17 protein-coding genes and 1 other annotated feature are annotated in these 19,854 nt (G+C 59.1%); of the genes, 15 read left to right on the top strand and 2 right to left on the bottom strand.

Annotated elements, in window-relative coordinates:
* Positions 1 to 27: 27 nt before the first annotated feature.
* From H8Z83_RS06005 to H8Z83_RS05975, 7 genes are all read left to right on the top strand, one after another.
* Positions 28 to 813 carry a YdcF family protein gene (locus H8Z83_RS06005; RefSeq protein ID WP_187014229.1) on the top strand — a complete coding sequence of 262 codons (786 nt, stop codon included), beginning with the start codon at positions 28 to 30 and terminating at the stop codon, positions 811 to 813.
* A 108-nt stretch (positions 814 to 921) separates the two neighbouring features.
* Positions 922 to 1,113, top strand: coding sequence for a hypothetical protein (locus H8Z83_RS06000; RefSeq protein ID WP_187014330.1), 192 nt, complete (start codon positions 922 to 924; stop codon positions 1,111 to 1,113).
* 205 nt (positions 1,114 to 1,318) lie between these two features.
* Positions 1,319 to 3,463, top strand: coding sequence for a 5'-methylthioadenosine/adenosylhomocysteine nucleosidase (locus H8Z83_RS05995; RefSeq protein ID WP_187014228.1), 2,145 nt, complete (start codon positions 1,319 to 1,321; stop codon positions 3,461 to 3,463).
* Between the two features lie 155 nt (positions 3,464 to 3,618).
* Positions 3,619 to 3,870: a binding site (T-box leader), on the top strand.
* 45 nt (positions 3,871 to 3,915) lie between these two features.
* Positions 3,916 to 4,167: a PF20097 family protein gene (locus H8Z83_RS05990; RefSeq protein ID WP_187014227.1), complete on the top strand. Its 252-nt coding sequence runs from the start codon at positions 3,916 to 3,918 to the stop codon at positions 4,165 to 4,167.
* Between the two features lie 28 nt (positions 4,168 to 4,195).
* Positions 4,196 to 6,961, top strand: a complete 2,766-nt coding sequence (gene ileS / locus H8Z83_RS05985) for an isoleucine--tRNA ligase (RefSeq protein WP_187014226.1) — start codon at positions 4,196 to 4,198, stop codon at positions 6,959 to 6,961.
* A gap of 206 nt (positions 6,962 to 7,167) precedes the next feature.
* Positions 7,168 to 7,653 carry an RNA polymerase sigma factor gene (locus H8Z83_RS05980; protein ID WP_187014225.1) on the top strand — a complete coding sequence of 162 codons (486 nt, stop codon included), beginning with the start codon at positions 7,168 to 7,170 and terminating at the stop codon, positions 7,651 to 7,653.
* Complete coding sequence (locus H8Z83_RS05975) at positions 7,653 to 8,639, top strand: zf-HC2 domain-containing protein (protein WP_187014224.1); 987 nt, start codon at positions 7,653 to 7,655, stop codon at positions 8,637 to 8,639. Before H8Z83_RS05980 ends, H8Z83_RS05975 begins: the two co-directional genes overlap by 1 nt.
* A 51-nt stretch (positions 8,640 to 8,690) precedes the next feature.
* On the opposite strand, the gene H8Z83_RS05970 is transcribed toward H8Z83_RS05975, so the two are convergent.
* On the bottom strand, positions 8,691 to 8,987 hold the full coding sequence (locus H8Z83_RS05970) for a hypothetical protein (protein WP_187014223.1): 297 nt from the start codon (positions 8,985 to 8,987) through the stop codon (positions 8,691 to 8,693).
* A 259-nt stretch (positions 8,988 to 9,246) separates the two neighbouring features.
* Entirely contained in the window at positions 9,247 to 10,539 is a 1,293-nt protein-coding gene (locus tag H8Z83_RS05965) for a S1C family serine protease (protein ID WP_187014222.1), read from the bottom strand.
* A gap of 179 nt (positions 10,540 to 10,718) precedes the next feature.
* Between H8Z83_RS05965 and deoC the strand changes: the two genes are divergently transcribed.
* The 8 genes from deoC (at position 10,719) to pstC (ending at position 19,854) form a co-directional block, all read left to right on the top strand.
* Entirely contained in the window at positions 10,719 to 11,375 is a 657-nt protein-coding gene (gene deoC / locus H8Z83_RS05960) for a deoxyribose-phosphate aldolase (RefSeq protein WP_187014221.1), read from the top strand.
* Between the two features lie 12 nt (positions 11,376 to 11,387).
* On the top strand, positions 11,388 to 12,101 hold the full coding sequence (gene deoD, locus H8Z83_RS05955; RefSeq protein ID WP_187014220.1) for a purine-nucleoside phosphorylase: 714 nt from the start codon (positions 11,388 to 11,390) through the stop codon (positions 12,099 to 12,101).
* A 292-nt stretch (positions 12,102 to 12,393) separates the two neighbouring features.
* Positions 12,394 to 13,632 carry a BMP family lipoprotein gene (locus H8Z83_RS05950; protein WP_187014219.1) on the top strand — a complete coding sequence of 413 codons (1,239 nt, stop codon included), beginning with the start codon at positions 12,394 to 12,396 and terminating at the stop codon, positions 13,630 to 13,632.
* Between the two features lie 400 nt (positions 13,633 to 14,032).
* A complete protein-coding gene (locus tag H8Z83_RS05945; protein WP_187014323.1) occupies positions 14,033 to 15,547 on the top strand; it encodes an ABC transporter ATP-binding protein in 1,515 nt (504 codons plus the stop codon).
* The gene (locus H8Z83_RS05940; RefSeq protein WP_187014218.1) at positions 15,544 to 16,698 is read left to right on the top strand and encodes an ABC transporter permease; all 1,155 of its coding nucleotides are present in this window, start codon (positions 15,544 to 15,546) and stop codon (positions 16,696 to 16,698) included. The genes H8Z83_RS05945 and H8Z83_RS05940 overlap by 4 nt, the downstream gene beginning before the upstream one ends.
* A complete protein-coding gene (locus H8Z83_RS05935; RefSeq protein WP_187014217.1) occupies positions 16,695 to 17,636 on the top strand; it encodes an ABC transporter permease in 942 nt (313 codons plus the stop codon). The genes H8Z83_RS05940 and H8Z83_RS05935 overlap by 4 nt, the downstream gene beginning before the upstream one ends.
* A gap of 206 nt (positions 17,637 to 17,842) precedes the next feature.
* Positions 17,843 to 18,718 carry a phosphate ABC transporter substrate-binding protein gene (locus H8Z83_RS05930; protein WP_187014216.1) on the top strand — a complete coding sequence of 292 codons (876 nt, stop codon included), beginning with the start codon at positions 17,843 to 17,845 and terminating at the stop codon, positions 18,716 to 18,718.
* 176 nt (positions 18,719 to 18,894) lie between these two features.
* A complete protein-coding gene (gene pstC, locus H8Z83_RS05925; RefSeq protein WP_187014215.1) occupies positions 18,895 to 19,854 on the top strand; it encodes a phosphate ABC transporter permease subunit PstC in 960 nt (319 codons plus the stop codon).

Genomic DNA, 19,854 nt, shown 5'->3' with positions numbered 1-19,854 from the left:
GGGAGACAGGATCTGAGAATATACGATATGAATGAGCATACGTTTTTTGAGTGGAAACGCTCCGAAAGACTGACGGCGGCGCTGGCGCTGGCGTTCTGCCTGCTGGGGCTGGGGCTTCAACGCCTGCCGGGGGTGGGCTTTTCCGGAAAGCTGAGCTGGGGACTGGCGGTGGTCTGTCTGGTGCTGCTGGGCCTGAGCCGGTTGAGCCGCCGCCACCGGGGGTGGAAGATTTTGCTGCGGATCGCCCAAATAGGACTGGCGGCGCTGGTTCTGGGCTTGTCGGCGGTGGAGGTCTGGGTCATCCGGGCCGGACACCGGGACGAGTCAGCCCAACCGGCGGACGCGGTGATCGTTCTGGGGGCCGGGGTCAACGGCACCACGCCCTCCGTGGCCCTGCAAACCCGCATTGACGCGGCGGAGCGGTATCTCAAGGTGCATCCGCATGTCCCGGCGGTGCTGTCCGGGGGACAAGGGCCGGGGGAGGACATCTCCGAAGCCCGGGCCATGTATAACGCGCTGACGGCCCGGGGCATCGACCCGGCGCGGCTGATCTTAGAGGAGCGGTCTGCCAATACCCGACAGAATCTGCAAAATTCTCTGGCGCTGCTGCCGGATGACTACCATAAAACAGTGGCCATCGTCACCAACGATTTCCACATGGGGCGGGTGCGGCTGCTGCTGAACACCGCCGGACCCGGCAGGGTGGTGCAGGTCCCGGCGAAGCTGCCGTGGTGGTGGCTCAGCGCCAACTATTACCTGCGGGAGAGCTTCGCCGTGGTGAACGATCAGGTGGTGCGTCCTCTGCTGGCCTAAAAAAATTTGAAATTTTTTGGAAAAATGTGCAACAAAATCGGTGTTCAAATCGTCTTATAGGTACAGGAACAAAAACCGCTCCAAGGGGCGCTGAAGGAGAATGTGTGTATGAAAGGAGAAGCACGCACTATGGAAACGACAATGACCAGGGAACCGATCTGGAAGCTGTGGGTAGATACCCAGCGCCGTGTGGTGTCCTTTCATGAGGAGGCCGGTTCTCAACTGATGGAATTCCGGGACCGGGAGATGTTTTTGCGGTGTATCGACGGATACACGGCCCAGCTCTACCGGTATCAGTGACATGAAGCTTATCAAGCGGGTATGATCTTCCGCCATCAGCGGAAGGTCATACCCTTTTTTGCGTCAAAGAGCAGGATGATCTATATGAAAAAACAACAAATAAATCGAAAAAAAGAGGAACCGATTCTGTTTGTTTGGGATTGCTTCTGAAAGGGACTGATAGTATGATAAAGGTATCACTTTTAAATCGGAGGTAGAGAGAAGCATGAACCGATTCTTCCAAAAGACCCTGTCCCTGATGCTCGTCATTGTCATGACGGTATCTCTGGGGGTTTCCGCCGCAGCTGCGGATCAGACGGGGGCCGCGCAGGCTGAGGGCCCGCTGGGTATCGTCAGCGCTATGAGCGTGGAACTGAACGCGCTGGTGGAGGCGACCAAGATCTCCAAGACAGAAGAGATCGCAGGCAACACCTTTTACGAGGGCGTCCTCAACGGCGTGGATGTGGTGCTGGTCAAGGCCGGTATCGGCAAGGTGCTGGCGGCGTCCTGCGCTGAGACCCTCATCGACACCTATCATGTGGGCGGCATCGTCTTTACCGGCATTGCCGGCGGCGTGGGCGATGACGTGAACGTGATGGACATGGTCATTGCCACCGAGTTGGTGCAGCATGACTACGGCACCGAGACCAACAGCGGCTTTGAGTGGAACGGCAAGGCCGGCAGCAATCAGGAGACCGGCATGATCCCTGTGGATGAGAGCCTTTCCAAGATCGCTTATGATTCTGCCTGCACCGTGCTGGGCGCGGAGAAGGTCCATCAGGGCGTGATCGCCACCGGCGACCAGTTCATTTCCAGCGAGTCCTATGTCAAGGAACTTCAGACCAAGTTCAACGCACTGGCCTGCGAGATGGAGGGCGCTTCCGTGGCCCGCGTGGCAGACGAGTTCCATGTGCCCTGCGCCATTCTGCGCTGCATGAGCGACAAGGCCGACGGCATTGCCCATGATACCTATGCCTTCAACTACACTGAGGCTTCCAATACCTCCGCCTCTGTGGTGAAGGAAATGCTGAACACCATTGCCAAGGATCGGGTCGCGCTTCCTGCTGCCAAGGATGTCGCAGCAAAGGACACCACGCCCCGTACCGCCATCATCAGCGCCATGAGCGTGGAGCTGAAGGCGCTGGTGGATGCCGCCGACATCCAGAAGGAAACCGTGATCGGAAGCAAGACCTACTATGTGGGTAAGCTCAATGGCGAGGACGTGGTACTGGTTCAGGCCGGCGTCGGCAAGGTCCTCTCTGCCAACTATACCGCGGCCCTGCTGAATAACTTCACGGTCAAGGGCGTTGTCTTTACCGGCATTGCCGGCGGCGTGGGCGATGACGTGAACGTGATGGACATGGTCATCGGCACCAGCCTTGTGCAGCATGACTACGGCACTGAGACCAACAACGGCTTCGTTTGGAACGGCGAAGCCGGCAGCAATCAGGAGACCGGCATGATCCCCGTGGATGGCACCCTTTCCAAGATCGCTTACAACGCTGCCTGCGATGTGCTGGGCTCTGCCAAGGTCCATCAGGGCGTGATCGCCACCGGCGACCAGTTTATCTCCAGCGAATCCTATGTCAAGGAGCTTCAGACCAAGTTCGACGCACTGGCCTGTGAGATGGAGGGCGCTTCCGTGGCCCGCGTCTGCGATCAGTTTGGCGTACCCTGCGCTATTCTGCGCTGCATGAGCGATAAGGCAGACGGCATTGCCCACGACACCTATGCCTTTAACTACACCGAGGCTTCCAACACCTCCGCATCCGTGGTACAGGAAATGATGAAGACCCTCAGCACTACGCTGCCCTTCACGGATGTGAAGAACACCGACTGGTGCTTCAGCGAAGTGGCGCGGGTCTATGCTGACGGCATCATGGGCGGCACCTCCAACACCACATTCAGCCCCGCCGGTACCCTGACCCGTGGTCAGGTGGTGGCGATGCTGTACCGTATGGCCGGCAGCCCCGCTGTTACTGCCAATACTACCGGCTTTTCCGATGTGGACAACGGCGCGTACTATGCTGATGCCGTAAAGTGGGCCTCCGGCAAGGAGATCGTGGGCGGCTATGCCGACGGCACCTTCGCGCCCAACCGTGCCATCACCCGTGAGCAGCTGGCTGCTATTCTGTACCGCTACGCCAAGGCCAACGGCGCGGACATCAGTGTGGGTGAGGACACCAATCTGCTGAGCTACAAGGATTTCCAGAGCGTTGGCCAGTATGCGGTGCCTGCTCTGCAGTGGGCTGTGGGCAGCGGCCTGATCGGCGGCACCACCAATGCGACGCTGTCTCCCAAGGGGACGGCAACCCGGGCACAGGCCGCTGTGATCCTGGTTCGTTTCGTCGGAATGACCGCCGCAAAGTAATTTCACCAGTTCCTCTGCACCGGCTCCGCCCTTGGGCGGGGCCGGTTTTTCCACGGGAAGCGGTTGGAACGGAAAAGTCTGTATTTTCCGGGGAAAAACCGGGAAAATACGGTTGACAAACGGTGAAAATGTGATATGATAACCGAGTAACTGGATATTTGGCGAAGAAAAGGAAGAGTAGCCGGTCGAAAGTCTGTAAAGAGAGCCGCCGTTTGGTGCGAGGCGGACAGGCGCGGCGGTGAAAATCACCTTGGAGCCTCCTGCTGAAAGACGACGCGAGTAAGCGTGGACGTGTGACGGGCGTTATTCCGTCAGCCTGTAATGGCAGGCGTGAGTGGCCGCGCTCCGCAAGGGGACCGGCAAGAAGAGTGGTACCGCAGAGTGTTTTCAAACGCTTTGTCTCTGAGTTCAGAGGCAAAGCGTTTTTTGTTTTGCGTGAAGGAGGATCAGCAATGAACTGCCCCAACTGCGGAAACGTAATGGAAAAAGGCTTTATGCACACGCAGAAGTATCCCTTCTGGACTCAGCAGGAACTGCGATTTTTTAAGGGGCCTACGGATCAGGTCGATCTCGGCCCGATAGGGGACGATACCACATCTATGTTTACAAGAGACCCCTTTCCGGAGTTTCCGGACACTATGATCTGCCGAGACTGCCAACTGGTTGTGTTCCGCTGCAATATGATCGATAAAAGCAAAAAATAAGACTTACAAATATAAAAGGAGACGCATCATGGATTACAACAAGACCATCAATCTGCCCAAGACCGACTTCCCCATGCGGGCGGGTCTGCCCAAGCGGGAGCCGGAGATGCTCAAGCGCTGGGAGGACATGGACCTCTACAACGAGCTGCTGAAGAAGAATGAGGGCAAGCCCCGCTTCTCCCTTCACGACGGCCCTCCGTTCTCCAACGGCAGCCTCCACATGGGCCACGCCCTGAACAAGTCCCTGAAGGACATCATCGTCCGGTCCTACGCCATGCGTGGCCGGTACACACCCTATATCCCCGGCTGGGACAACCACGGTATGCCCATCGAGAGCGCCATCATCAAGGAGCAGAAGCTCAACCGCAAGGCCATGAGCGTGTCTGACTTCCGTACCGCCTGCCACGCCTATGCCGAAAAGTATATCGGCATCCAGATGGAGGGATTCAAGCGCCTGGGCGTGGTGGCCGACTGGGAACACCCCTACAAGACCATGAACCCCAGCTTTGAGGCCGAGGAGGTCAAGGTCTTTGGCGAGATGTACAAGAAGGGCTACATCTACAAGGGCCTGAAGCCCGTGTACTGGTGCTACCATGACGAGACCGCTCTGGCTGAGGCTGAGATCGAGTATCAGGATGATCCCTGCACCACCGTGTATGTGAAGTTCCCCATGCATGACGATCAGGGCAAGCTGAGCCATCTGGACAAGTCCAAGCTGAACTTCGTGATCTGGACCACCACCATCTGGACCCTGCCCGGCAACCTGGCCATCGCGCTGCATCCCTCCGAGAGCTATGCCGTGGTGAAGAACAACGGCAACGGCGAGATGTATATCATGGCTGAGGCCCTCACCGACAAGGTGATGGGCGTGGCGGGCATCTCCGATTACGAGATCGTGGAGACCCACGAGGGCGCCTTCTTTGAGAATATGCTGGCGGACCATCCCTTCCTGCCCAAGACCAGCCGTCTGGTGCTGGCCGATTATGTTACCATGGATTCCGGTACCGGCTGCGTCCACACCGCTCCCGGCTTCGGCGCGGATGACTACCAGACCTGCAAGCGCTACGGCATGGACATGGTGGTGCCTGTGGACGATCAGGGCCGCCACACCGACTATGCCGGCAAGTACGCCGGGATGGTGGTGGAGGAGTCCAACCCTGTCATCCTGAAGGATATGAAGGAGTCCGGCGCTCTGCTGGCCAGCGAGGAAATCGTCCACAGCTATCCCCATTGCTGGCGCTGCAAGAAGCCCATCATCTTCCGGGCCACCCCCCAGTGGTTCTGCTCCGTGGACGCTTTCAAGGACGAGGCCTGCGCCGCCTGCGACGAGGTTCGCTGGGTCCCCGGCTGGGGTATCGACCGCATGAAGAGCATGATCCGGGAGCGCGCCGACTGGTGCATTTCCCGCCAGCGCCGGTGGGGTCTGCCCATCCCTGTGGTGTACTGCAAGGACTGCGGCAAACCTGTGGTGACCGATGAGACCATCGCCGCCATTTCCGAGATGTTCGGCAAGGAAGGCTCCAACGCCTGGTTCGACAAGGACCCCGCCGATTTCCTGCCCGCCGGTATGACCTGCCCCCACTGCGGCGGCAAGAGCGGCTTCGAGAAGGAGACCGACACGCTGGACGGCTGGTTCGACTCCGGCTCCACCCACTATGCCTCCATGAAGCGGGATCAGAACTTCTGGCCTGCCGATATGTATCTGGAGGGCCTCGACCAGTACCGCGGCTGGTTCCAATCCTCTCTGCTGACCGCCGTGGGCGCCTTCGGCAACGGCGCGCCCTTCAAGGAGTGCGTCACCCACGGCTGGACCGTGGACGGCGAGGGCAAGGCCATGCACAAGTCTCTGGGCAACGGCGTGGACCCCGCTGACATCTTCAACAAGTACGGCGCGGACATTCTGCGTCTGTGGGCGGCTTCTGCCGATTACCACGCCGACGTGCGCTGCTCCGACGCCATCTTCAAGCAGCTCTCTCAGAACTACCTGAAGTTCCGCAACACCGCCCGGTACTGCCTGGGCAACCTGGACGGCTTTGATCCCAACAATCTGGTGGCTCCCGCCGACATGCTGGAGCTGGATCGCTGGGCCGTCACCCGTCTGAACGCCCTGATCGAAAAGTGCGCTCAGGCGTACAACGACTATGAGTTCCTGGTGGTGACCCACGCCGTCAACGATTTCTGCGTGGTGGAGCTGTCCAACTTCTATCTGGACATCATCAAGGACCGGCTGTACTGCGATGAGACCGACGGTCTGGCCCGCCGCAGCGCCCAGACAGCCCTGTACCTGATCCTGGATACCATCACAAAGATCATGGCTCCCATCCTGTGCTTCACCGGTGACGAGATCTGGCTGGCCATGCCCCACAAGGCGGGCGACGATGGCCGGAACGTGCTGTTCAACGATATGAACGGTGTGTTTGCCGACTACGCTCTCTCCGCTGACGAGATGGCCAAGTGGGAAAAGATCATCGAGGTCCGCGACGCCGTCAACGGCGCGCTGGAGACCGCCCGTGCCGAGAAGAAGATCGGCAAGAGCCTGGAGGCCGATGTGGCCCTGACGGTCCCCGCCGAGGACGCCTTCCTGGCGGAGATGGACGCAGCCGCTCTGGCGGACCTGCTGATCGTCTCCCAGGTGGAGGTCACTGTGGGCGGCGAGCTGGCGGTTTCCGTCAGCGAGGCTGCCGGCACCAAGTGCCCCCGTTGCTGGAAGCACAGCACCGCAGCGGACGAGAACGGCCTGTGCCCCCGCTGCGCCAGCGTGATCGCAAAGTGCGCTGACTTCGGCGAGGTCTAAGCGTCTTATCCAATTCAAAAGCATACGAAACACCCCCGGTGTGCATCCGCGCACCGGGGGTGTTTTTGTTGAGGAAGCGGTGAAGCGGATGTCGGCGGTATACGCAAGGAGACGAGCGGGAGTTGCTTTTTGAGAAAATATTTTTTAGAATGACTGTAACGAACCGGTCTGGTTCCGGCACAAATCAACAGAAAGGGGGGGAGAGCATGACGGATTTTGACCGGGCGTACCGGGAAAACGCGGAGCTTGTGTACCGCTATGTGTTCTCCCTCACCCGGAATGCGGATCTGGCGGAGGAGGTGACCCAGCAGACCTTCTACGAGGCCATCCGGCATCCGGGGAATTACCGGGGAGAGGCGGCGCTGTCCACCTATCTCTGCGGGATCGCCGGAAACCTGATGAAAAAGGAGCTTTCCCGCCGGGCCAGGGAGAATCACGTTCCCATCGAGGAAATGACGGACCTGCCGGGGGAGGGCAGCGCCGAGGATGCGGCAATGGGGAATCTGAGCCGGCAGGAGCTGTTCCGCCGTATCCACGCCCTGCCGGAAAAGACCCGGGAGGTGGTGTATCTCCGACTCTCCGGGGAACTGCCCTTTTCGGAGATCGGGGCGATCTTAGGGGAGAGCGAGACCTGGGCGAGAGTGACCTTTTACCGGGCAAAGCAGAAATTGTTGGAAGGAGGCGGTGTGTAATGCTGCCGTGCCATATTGTGAGAGACCTGCTGCCGTCCTATCTGGAGCACCTGACGGGGCCGGAGACGGAAGCTGATATTTGCGAGCATCTGGAATCCTGTCCGGACTGCCGGGCAGCCCGGGACGCCATGGCGGCGGACCTGAAAGCGGAAAAAGCGCCGCCGCCGAAGCTGAATTTTTTGAAGCGGCTCCGTTGGCAGCAGCGGCTGGGGGCCGTTTTGTCCGTGGCGGCGACGCTGCTATGCCTGGTAGGGCTGTATCGGCTGGAATACTGCTATGACCTGACCGACACGGCGGAGATGAAGGAGATCATCCGGGAGGATCTGGTATCCATTTCTGGATTTCCGTATCACGGAGAGGTGGATGTTCTGGAAACTGCGACGGTAAAGGATCGGATGTTTGTTCTGTACCGACTGGAACAGAATGGAACGTTTGAACGGCAGGGTATTTATCAATTCCAGCGGGGCTTGTTTGGCGGATACCGCTTTCGAGCCAGAAAATATGACACCTGTCCCATTGTGAATACGAGCTTGATCCAGATAGGCAGACAGCGGTACCTGGAGATCTACACCGCAAACTGGCCGAAGGAGGCTGCCAGCTTCCGGGTATTTCCCGGGTACCGTCCGCCTGCTTATGACGGCGAGGAGGAGATCCTGCCGGACATCAGCACACTGGCGCCGGTGTATGAGGGAACGGCGGCCAAGAGTATCCTTCAGGTGATCCCGGTGACGGAGGAGCAGGTCAAGGCTGGCTTTTTCGGCAGCATGTCCGTGGCTTACTATGATGCGGAAGGCAGCCAGTTGGATACAGGGGAGCTGATAAAGCTGTACCGGAATTCGGAGGGCGGCTCCGGCGGCGGGGGAGGCGGCAACGGAGCTATTTGGCCTGTGGATGTTTTCCAGGTGATCCTTGTCATTTTGGGTATCATTATGACCCGGTATTTCCTCTGCCCGGAGCCGAAAAAGGAACGAAAAGATCATCTATAAAAAGGTCCCCGGAGCAGCGCTCCGGGGACCTTTTATACGGTTCTTGTCTGTTTAGGCTGCGGAGTCAAAGGCTTCTTCCATCAGGAAGATGGTGCCGTCCTTTCCACTTTCCACAATGGCGTACTGGCGGAGGGCGCCGTCCGCGTCCACATAGGAAACGCCCCGGTTGGGGATCGTTTCCACAAAGGGAATGGCCAGCAGGAGGGGACGGCCCGGGGAAAGGGCATCCGCCGTGTAGAGGTCATCCTCGCGGGTGAGCGTGAGCAGTTCGCTGTCCTCCCGGAAACCCACGATGAAATAGTGGAAGTCCGTGACGGAGCGGGTGGGCAGGAGAACGATCTCCGCCATGGGGTCCGCCTCCCGGTAAGCGTCATAGCCGCCCTCCGTCAGACCGGCATCCTCTGCGGGAAGGACGGAGAGGGCCTCGCCTTCTAAGGCGGGGGGTTCGGTCTGGGCGGGAGGCTCGGATGGCTCTGCCTACTGGGGCGGCTGCTCCGGGGCGTGATCTGCTGGTTGGCCGCAGGCTGCCAGACACAGCAGCAGGGAAACGGCCATCAACAGGGTCAGGATGCGTTTCATGGGATCACTCCTTTACAAGCGGGAAAGCTCAGTCCTTGCCCTTGGCGGCTTCGATGGCCTTGACCTCCTTCAAGGTCCAGCCGGAAACCGTCAGGTCGGCGGCCATCACCGGGTCCACAGGGACAGCCAGATACATATTGTTGCCATAGGTATAAGCGCCGGAGGTGACGCCGATGACCTGACCGTGGGCGTTCATCAGCGCGCCGCCGCTGCTGCCCCGGGAAATGTCGGCGGAGTTGACAATGCAGGGCAGGGCATAACGGTCCAGCTCATGAGCGGTGGAGCCGATGATGCCGGAGCTGATGGCCAGCCCCAGACCCAGAGGGTTGCCGATGGCGTACACCGGATCGCCGGGGCGGATGTCCGCCGTGCCCACCAGACATAGATGGTTGAAGGCGGAGGTGGTGCGGCGGGACTGATTGGTCCGGGAGACCTTGATCACGGCGATGTCGATACCGGTATCGTAGTAGAGGACCCGCTCTACCTCGTAGGTTTCTCCGTTGAGGAGGGTGGCGGTGGCCTTGATGGAATCTTCGATGGAGTGATAGTTGGTGACGGCCAGACCGTCGGCGCTGATGAAGAAGCCGCTGGCGTCGGCGGAGGAGACCTCATCGTGGACCTGCTCCTCTGTCTCATACAGGCTGAGCTGGAAGGCGGCGGAGAGGTAGCGGTCCGCCAGCTGGCGGGCGGTATAGTCCTTGTTCAGCAGGCCCAGAGCGTTGGCGGCGGAGGCAGTGCAGACGCCGAGGTCCATCAGGCGGGAGAGCACCGTTGTTTCCGTTCCCTTATAACAGAAATCCAGCGCGTCATAAATGGCTTCCGCCAGATCGCCCATGGAGAGGATGCCAATTAGCTGGCGGCCGGTGAGTCCGATCCGCCAGGCGAAGGCTGCGGCGTCGGAGATCTCAAAGTCCCCGGTCTTGTCGCTGTAGCCCAGCATCCGCAGCAGCATAGCACACCAGGCGTCGGCGTTCAAGTGACCGTTGGGATCAAACTGTACGTTGCTGACGCCGGAGATCCAGCCCCGGCGGTTGGCGTAGTTCACAGCGGTGCGGGCCCAGTCCGGCACATCCCGGAAACCGGCAAACCAGCCGTCGGTGTCCGGCTTTTTCTCGCCGCCGGCCAGACGGACCAGCAGCACGGCGGCCTGAGCACGGGTAGCGGGAGCGGTCAGGTCACGGCCAGGATCTTCGGAGAGCAGATGCAGCACCGTCAGGGCATCGGCCCGGCGGGCAGCATCCCCGGTCTGGGCGCTGGCCATGGGGACGGCGCAGATGAGAAGCATCACCGCGCACAGCGCGGATAACAGTTGTTTTTTCATGAAAAAGGCTCCTTTTGGATTTGGTGGCCTACATTGTAGCACCGAATGGACCGGATTGCAAGACGCCGGAGCGTTGGGCAAAAGAGGGGGGAGATGGACGGTAGACAGCAATCAAAAAAACTGGTATGATAAACGTATCGAAGAAACAAACTTAACTTTATGATAAGGAGTGACTTAAAATGGAACTGAAAGACATTTTGAGCAAGTGCGATCACACGCTTCTGGCCCAGACGGCCACCTGGGACGAGATCAAGGCCATCTGCGATGACGGCATGAAGTACGGCTGCGCCAGCGCGTGCATCCCCGCCAGCTATGTGAAGCAGGCGGCGGAGTATGTGGCGGGCAAGCTGCCTATCTGCACCGTCATCGGCTTCCCCAACGGCTATGACACCACCGCAGCCAAGTGCTTCATGGCTGCCGACGCCGTGAGCAACGGCGCGGAGGAAGTGGACATGGTCATCAACCTCGGCTGGGTGAAGGACCGGAAATGGGACGAGCTGCTCTCGGAGATCAAGGCCATAAAGGAGGCCTGCCGCGGCAAGCTGCTGAAGGTCATCATCGAGTGCTGCTTCCTCACCGATGAGGAGAAGATCAAGCTGTGCGAGATCGTCACCGCCTCCGGTGCGGACTACATCAAGACCTCCACCGGCTTCGGCGGGGGCGGCGCCACCCGTGAGGACGTGGCCCTGTTCGCCAAGCACGTGGGCTCCAATGTGAAGATCAAGGCTGCCGGCGGCATCGCCAATTTGCAGGATGCGGAGGATTTCATCAATCTGGGGGCTTCCCGTCTGGGCACCAGCCGCATCGTGAAGGCCGTAAAGGCCATGGAAAAATAAAAGGAGGATACTATGGGAACGCCGCATAATGAAGCCAAGAAGGGCGATTTCGCCAAAACCGTACTGATGCCCGGAGACCCCCTGCGCTCCAAGTTCATCGCGGAGACCTTCCTGACGGATTTGAAACTGGTAAACAACGTCCGGGGCGTTCAGGGCTATACCGGCCTGTATAAGGGCGTGCCGGTGAGCGTCATGGCCTCCGGTATGGGAATGCCCTCCATCGGGATTTATTCTTACGAGCTGTACACCCAGTATGATGTGGAGAATATCATCCGCGTGGGCAGCGCCGGAGCCCTGCGGGCAGATCTGGAGCTGGGCAGCGTGGTGGCCGGTCAGGGTGCCTGCGCCAACTCCGCTTATCTGGAGCAGTATGAGCTGGGCGGCACCTTTGCCCCCATCGCGGACTTTGACTTGCTGATGGCAGCAGTGGAAAGCGCCAAGGAACTGGGTGTGAAGATGCCTGTGGGCAACCTCTATTCCTCCGACACCTTCTACGATGCCGCCGGACGGAACATGCGCTTCCAGAAGATGGGCGTCATGGCGGTGGAGATGGAGGCTGCGGCCCTGTACTGCAACGCTGCCTACACCGGCAAGCGGGCGCTGGCCATCTGCTCCATCTCCGACAATCTGGTGACGGGGGAGGAGCTGTCCCCGGCGGACCGGCAGAACACGTTCACCAACATGATGAAGATTGCGCTGGAAGTCGCCGTGAAGATGGCGGACTGAGGCCGATAGACTGTTAACGCTTCCTGAAGGGAACACCCCGCCCGATCCCGGGCGGGGTGTTCTTTTATGCGTGAAAGATATGGCAAAATTGAAAACAATTCGGGTTTCTTATTGCATTGCCCGGGTGAAATTGTTATAATAACATAGACCCTTGAGGTCGACCCTTTTAAAGAGCTTGCACCCGGCTTCCGAAGCCATACATAGGCTGTGATCCCTCCGGGGAACACGGCACGGTGCGTTTCAGAGCGGGAGCGGACGTTAAAAGGAGAAAACATGAAAGAGGTAGATTCCAATGAAGAAGTTTCTTGCTTTGACTCTGGCATTGGTCATGTCTCTGTCCCTGGTAGCCTGCGGCGATAAGAAGACCGACGATACCAAGACCGATGCACCTGACCAGACCGAGCAGCCTGCTGAGAACGAGGGCGCCTATAAGGTCGCAATGATCACCGACTACGGTGACATCACCGACCAGTCTTTCAACCAGACCACCTATGAGGCCTGCAAGGCGTTTGCCGAGGACAACGACATCGAGTTCAACTACTTCAAGCCCGTCGGCGACAACACCGCCGACCGTGTGGCTATGATCGAGAAGGCCGCGGACGAGGGCTACAACGTGATCGTGATGCCCGGCTACGCTTTCGGCGGCGCCATCGTGGAAGCTGCTCCCGAGTTCCCCGACGTGAAGTTCATCGCGCTCGACGTCGCCGCCGGCGACCTGCTCGAGACCGCCGTTGCCAAGGCCGGCGAGAGCTACGACTACACCCCCGAGAATTGGGACCTCAGCAAGTACGTTGACATGAGCAACGTGTACTGCGCTGTGTATCAGGAAGAGCTGTGCGGCTACATGGCCGGTTACGCTGCTGTGAAGCTGGGCTACAAGAACCTGGGCTTCCTGGGCGGCATGGCTGTTCCCGCTGTTGTCCGTTATGGCTACGGCTTCGTGCAGGGCGTTGACGCCGCTGCCGCCGATCTGGGCCTGACTGATGTGAGCCTGAACTATGTCTATGGCGGTCAGTTCTTCGGCGATGCCGATATCACCGCTGTGATGGATACCTGGTATGCCGGCGGCACTGAGGTCGTCTTCGCCTGCGGCGGCGGTATCTACACCTCCGCTGTGGACGCTGCCAAGAAGGCTAACGCCAAGGTCATCGGCGTGGACGTTGACCAGGCTGGCGTCATCGCTGGCTACGCCGGCGTGGAAGGCATGACCGTCACCTCCGCTATGAAGGGTCTGTATCCCACCACCTATGACACCCTGACTGACGTTATCGTCAACGGCAACTGGGATGCTTACAAGGGCAAGATCGCTACTCTGGGCCTGGTGTCCGGCGATGATCCCGAGCTGAACTACGTCCAGATCCCCATGGGTGAGGGCACTCAGTGGTCTGACAGCTTTACCCAGGATGACTACAAGGCCATGGTGAAGGATATGTTCGACGGCAAGATCACCGTTTCCAACGATGTGAGCAAGACTCCCTCTGACTTCGCCACCGTGATCGCTGTGGAGGACCAGGGCGCTATCAAGGGCTAAGCGCAGAGCACAAATCTATATGCGAAAAGGAACGTCCTTTCGGACGTTCCTTTTTTATCCGTCAAAAGAAGGAGGTACGGAAAACCATTGGCACACTGGTGGAATGGGGCATTTCGGATGTTGGAGCGGCTGGCAGTTTTTTCGGGAACAGTTTGCGGAAAGCGGACGAGTCTCCCGATGGAAGCGCCCTGAGGAGACCACTCTTCAAAAAAATGATTCCGGCCGTCGATTTGCCTTTCTTTTTGAGCGGAGTTATAGTATACTGAATGTAATACTGGATGTGAGGGCAATATGCCGCTGCCGGTAAATGAACATGGTTTCCGTCCCCGCGAGATCCACACGGCGGGCCATTAAAACGGAAGGAGGGCGGTTTGACTTGGAAACGAATTACGCCATCGAAATGCTCCACATTACGAAGCGGTTCCCAGGCATCATCGCCAATGATGACATTACCCTTCAATTGAAAAAGGGTGAGATCCATGCCCTGCTGGGCGAAAACGGCGCGGGCAAGTCCACGCTGATGAGCGTGCTGTTCGGCCTGTATCAGCCGGAGGAGGGAACGATCAAGAAGGACGGCAAGGAGGTCTCTATCAAGGACCCCAATGACGCCAATGACTTGGGGATCGGCATGGTGCACCAGCACTTCAAGCTGGTGGACTGCTTTACGGTGCTGGACAACATCATCATGGGCGTGGAGCCTACGAAGCATGGCTTTCTCCAGAAAAAGGAGGCCCGGGAAAAGGTGCTGGCCCTCAGCGAGAAGTACGGTCTCCATGTGGACCCGGACGCTTTGATCGAGGACATCACCGTGGGTATGCAGCAGCGCACCGAGATCCTGAAAATGCTGTACCGGGACAATGAGATCCTGATCTTCGACGAGCCCACCGCCGTGCTGACGCCTCAGGAGATCGACGAGCTGATGCAGATCATGAAGAATCTGGCGGCGGAGGGGAAGTCCATCCTCTTTATCTCTCACAAGCTGGCGGAGATCATGGCGGTGGCGGACCGCTGCACCGTGCTCCGCAAGGGCAAGTACATCGGCACCGTCAATACGAAAGACACCACCCCGGCGGAGCTGTCTGCCATGATGGTGGGCCGCAACGTCAATTTCCATGTGGAAAAGAAGCCTGCGGAGCCGGGAGACGTGGTGCTGGAGGTCAGGAATATGACCATGGCCTCCAAGGTCCATAAGAACAACGCCGTGAAGAATGTGTCCTTCCAGGTACGGCGGGGCGAGATCGTCTGCATTGCGGGTATCGACGGCAACGGCCAGACGGAATTGGTCTACGGCCTGACCGGTCTGGAACCGCTGGTGTCCGGCGAGCTTTTCCTCTGCGGGCAGGACATCACCCACACCTCCATCCGCAAGCGGAGCACCATGGGCATGAGCCACATCCCTGAGGACCGGCATAAGCACGGTCTGGTGCTGGACTATTCTCTGGAGGACAACATGGTACTCCAGCGGTACTTTGAGCCGGAATTCACCGACAAGGCGGGTTTCCTGCGGCGGAAGAACATCCGCGGCTATGCGGAGCGGCTGATCGAGCAGTATGACGTGCGCTCCGGTCAGGGCCCTGTTACCATTGCCCGCTCCATGTCTGGCGGCAACCAGCAGAAGGCCATCGTGGCCCGGGAGATCGACAAGGATCCGGAGCTGCTGGTGGCAGTCCAGCCCACCCGCGGTCTGGACGTTGGCGCCATTGAGTACATCCACCGTCAGCTGGTCGCCCAGCGGGACGAGGGCAAGGCGGTGCTGCTGGTGAGTCTGGAACTGGACGAGGTCATGGACGTACCCGACCGCATCCTTGTGATGTACGAGGGTGAGATCGTGGGCGAGCTGGACCCGAAAACCACCACCCAGGAGGAGCTGGGCCTCTACATGGCCGGCGCCAAGAGAGACGAGGTGAAGGCATGAAAAAGAATATTTTCAAGAGCAACGGCTTCCAATCGCTGCTGGCCTCTCTTTTGTGCATCGTGCTGGGTCTGTTCCTCGGCTATCTCGTGCTGCTGGTCATCAATCCCGCTGGCGCCGGCGAGGCGATCCTTACTGTGGTCAAAAACTTCCTGACCTATAAAAAGACATCCTCCCAGTTGAAATATCTGGGCAACACGCTGGTCAAAACCGCACCGCTGCTGATGTGCTCGCTGTCCATCCTGTTTGCCTATAAGGTGGGCCTGTTCAACATCGGCGCTGCGGGCCAGTATTGCTTCGGTGTGGCGCTGAGCCTGTACGCGGCGCTGGGTTTGGGCTGGAGCTGGCTGCCCTGCCTGCTGGTGGCTATGGCCGGCGGCGCAGTGCTGGGGGCCATCTCCGGTGTGCTGAAGTCCTATTGCAACGTCAACGAGGTCATCTCCGGCATCATGCTGAACTGGATCGTCCTCTACCTGACCAATATGCTGCTGACCACGGTGAAAGAGGCCGCTAGCCCCTACACCATCGTGCTGGCCAACAACAACCCCTCTGCTGTGCTGCCCTCTCTGGGGCTGGGGGCGCTGTTCAACAAGAATCAGTATGTGGGTCTGGCCATCCCCCTGTCCATTGTGATGGCGATTCTGATCTGGATCGTACTGGATAAGACCAGATTTGGCTATGAGCTGAAGGCTACCGGCTTCAACCGCAACGCCGCCAAATACTGCGGCATGGCGGAAAAGCGGAACGTGATCCTGAGCCTGGTGATCTCCGGTGCGCTGGCCGGCATGGGTGCGGCGCTGCTGTACCTCACCGGCTACGAGCAGTGGCAGTGCTCTACCTCCTCCGTTCCCGCCATGGGCTTCAACGGCATTGCCGCCGCCTTCTTAGGGGGACTGAATCCTCTGGGCACGATGCTGGCATCCTTCTTCATCCAGCACATCACCGCCGGAGGCGCGTATGTGGATAAGTCCATGTACTGCGCCCAGATCTCCGATCTGATCTCGTCCATCATCATTTATCTCTGCGGCTTCGTGCTGTTCATGAAGCATGTGATGAACAGCTCCATTGCCAAACGGGAGGAAAAGGCGGCTCTGAAGGCCAAGGCTGCCGCGGAACAAGATGCGGCCAACGGGAAAGGAGGCGATCAGGCATGAGTTTGCTGCTGCAATATACCCTGATCTTTGCCTCCGTGCTGATCCTGGTGGCTCTGGGCGGCTGCTTCTCCGAGCACTCCGGCGTGATCAATCTGGGTCTGGAGGGCATCATGATCATGGGCGCTCTGGGCGGTGCCCTGACGATGCGCTATCTGGGAGAGAACAGCTCTCATTTTGTGACGATCCTGGCAGTGGTGCTGGTTTCCGCCGCGGTGGGCATGGTGTATTCCTGCCTGCTGGCTGTGGCCTGTATCAACTTCAAGGCAGATCAGACGTTGGTAGGCACAGCTTTGAACCTGCTGGGCACCGCTGGGGCCACCGTCATTGTCAAGGCCATCAACACTGCGGCCAATCCCGATGACGTGTCCTCCATCATTCAGTACGCCGGTGCCAAAAAGGCATTTACCGTGAACATCGGCTCCTTTGAGTTCAGCTGGTTCATGCTCATTACGGCGCTTTTGCTGGTAGCCTCCTATGTGCTGCTGTACAAGACACGGTTCGGCCTGCGGCTCATGGCCTGCGGCGAGCATCCTCAGGCGGCGGACAGCGTGGGTATCAACGTCTATAAAATGCGCTGGGCCGGTGTGCTGATCTCCGGTTTCTTGGGCGGCTTGGGCGGCATCGTGTTCATCACCGCCGGTGTGTCCGAGTGGCGGTTTGAGTACGGCGTGGCTGGCTTTGGCTTCCTGTCTCTGGCGGTGATGATCTTCGGCCAGTGGAAGCCCCAGCGCATCGCGCTGGCAGCGTTGCTGTTCGGCTTTTTCCGGGCCTTGGGCAACGTCTACACCGGCTTTGCCTTCCTGAAGGTCATGAACCTTCCCAGTTCCGTTTACAATATGCTGCCCTACATCATCTCCCTGATCGTGCTGGCCTTTACCTCCAAGAATTCCCGCGCGCCCAAGGCGGAGGGTATTCCCTACGACAAGGGTCAGCGATAACCGAATCGACTGTTTGTGCTTCAAAAAGCGTCTTTCCGCATTGCGGAAAGGCGCTTTTTCTCTGCTTTTTTTCGGCAGAGAAGTGATTTGCGGAACGATTTGACATGGATTTTACATGGTTTGTCTTTTGTCCTTTACATACAGCCGGTACACTGACAATGTGAAAAGGGGAAAACCCAAATATCAAATAAAAAAGGAAGACAAACATGAAAAAGACACTTGCATTGATTTTGACCCTGGCCTTGAGCCTGGCGGCCCTCACCGGCTGCGGCTCCAAGACGGAAACGCCCGCCGATACCAACACGGACAGCAGCGCGCAGACGGAGGCTCCCGCCGCCCTCTCCGGCAGCGTGTCCACCAACGGCTCCACCTCTATGGAAAAGGTCATCGGCGCTCTGAGTGAGCAGTTCATGGCCGACAACAGCGGCGTCACCGTCACCTATGATCCTACCGGCTCCGGCGCAGGCATTGAGGCTGCCAGCAACGGCAGCGCCGACATCGGCCTTGCCTCCCGCGCCCTGAAGGACGAGGAGAAGGCCGGCGGTCTGACCGAGACCATCGTGGCGCTGGACGGCATCGCTGTCATCGTCAATGCCGACAGCAAGGTGGCGGATCTGACAGTGGAGCAGATCGGCAAGATCTTCACCGGTGAGATCACCGACTGGAGCGAGGTGGGCGGCGACGCCGGTACCATCTCCTGCATCGGCCGTGAGGCGGGCAGCGGCACCCGGGACGGCTTCGAGTCCATCACCGGCACCAAGGATGCCTGCAAGCTGGATCAGGAGCTGACCTCCACCGGCGGCGTCATCGAGGCGGTTGCCGGCAACCCCAACGCCATCGGTTACGCATCCCTCTCCGCTGTGGAGGGTAAGAACACCGTCAAGGCCGTCACCGTAGGCGGCGTGGCCTGCACGGAAGCCACCGTTCTGGACGGCAGCTACGCCATTCAGCGGCCCTTCGTGCTGGTGACCAAGACCGGCGAGAACCTGTCTCCCGCAGCCCAGGCATTCTTCGACTACGCTACCTCTTCCGCTGCCAGCCAGCTGATCAAGGCTGCTGGTGCGGTGCCTGTCGCGAAATAAATTCAGCGACAGGCATGGATTTCAGCAAAGGCTGAAATCCGGGCGATTAAAAAAGTGCAGGGAACCCTTCCTGGGTTCCCCGCACACACCCCTTCTTCCCGCAGCATGACAAGTCCGCCTCCATCCATAGCTGTGGGTGGAGGCTGTTCCCGTGAAAAACAAGAAAGGAGCCTAGCATGGACTCTGACGTAATTTTGACCGCCGTCAACGCGGTGGAAAGTATTACAAATCCCCCGCATACACCGGAGCGGAGCAGCTACCGCGCCCGCAAAACCGTGGAACAGATCATCCATTTGATTTTTTTGCTGTGCGGCATCGTGGCGGTGGCCTTTGTGCTGCTCATCAGCATTTATCTGATTCTCTCCGGTCTGCCCGCCATTCGGCAGATCGGCCTGTTTCAATTCCTGTTGGGCAAGGTCTGGGACCCCACCAACACCACCACCGGCGCACAGTACGGAATTCTGCCCTTTATCCTGACCTCTGTTTACGGCACTGCCGGTGCCATTGTCATCGGCGTTCCTGTGGGACTGCTGACTGCTGTATTTCTGGCGAAGGTGGCCCCACCGAAGCTGGCGGCGGTGATCCGCACGGCGGTACAGCTGTTAGCGGGCATCCCGTCGGTGGTGTACGGTCTGGTGGGCATGATCGTGCTGGTGCCGGCCATCCGGAACCTGTTCCACCTCAGCTCCGGCGCCTGCCTGCTGGCCGCTATGATCGTGCTGGCTATTATGATCCTGCCCTCCATCATCAACGTGTCGGAAACGGCGCTCCGGGCCGTTCCAAAGGAGTACGAGGAGGCCAGTCTCGCCTTAGGCGCGGCGGAGATGGAGACCTATTTCCGGGTCAGCGTCCACGCCGCCCGCAGCGGCATCGCGGCGGCGGTGGTGCTGGGCGTGGGCCGGGCCATCGGTGAGGCGATGGCCATCATTCTGGTGGCGGGCAACGTGTCCAATATGCCGGGGCTGTTTACGCCGGTGCGCTTTCTCACCACCGGCATTATCTCCGGCATGGCCTACGCCAGTGTAGGAAGCCTGTATCAGCAGGCGCTTTATTCCATCGGCCTGGTGCTGTTCCTCTTTATCATGCTCATCAATGTGTTTCTGAACGTGTGCGTTAAGAACCGGAAGGAGGGCTGA

This window comes from Dysosmobacter segnis (assembly GCF_014297285.1).
Taxonomy (GTDB): domain Bacteria; phylum Bacillota; class Clostridia; order Oscillospirales; family Oscillospiraceae; genus Oscillibacter; species Oscillibacter segnis.
This window is presented reverse-complemented; position numbering and strand designations above follow the sequence as displayed.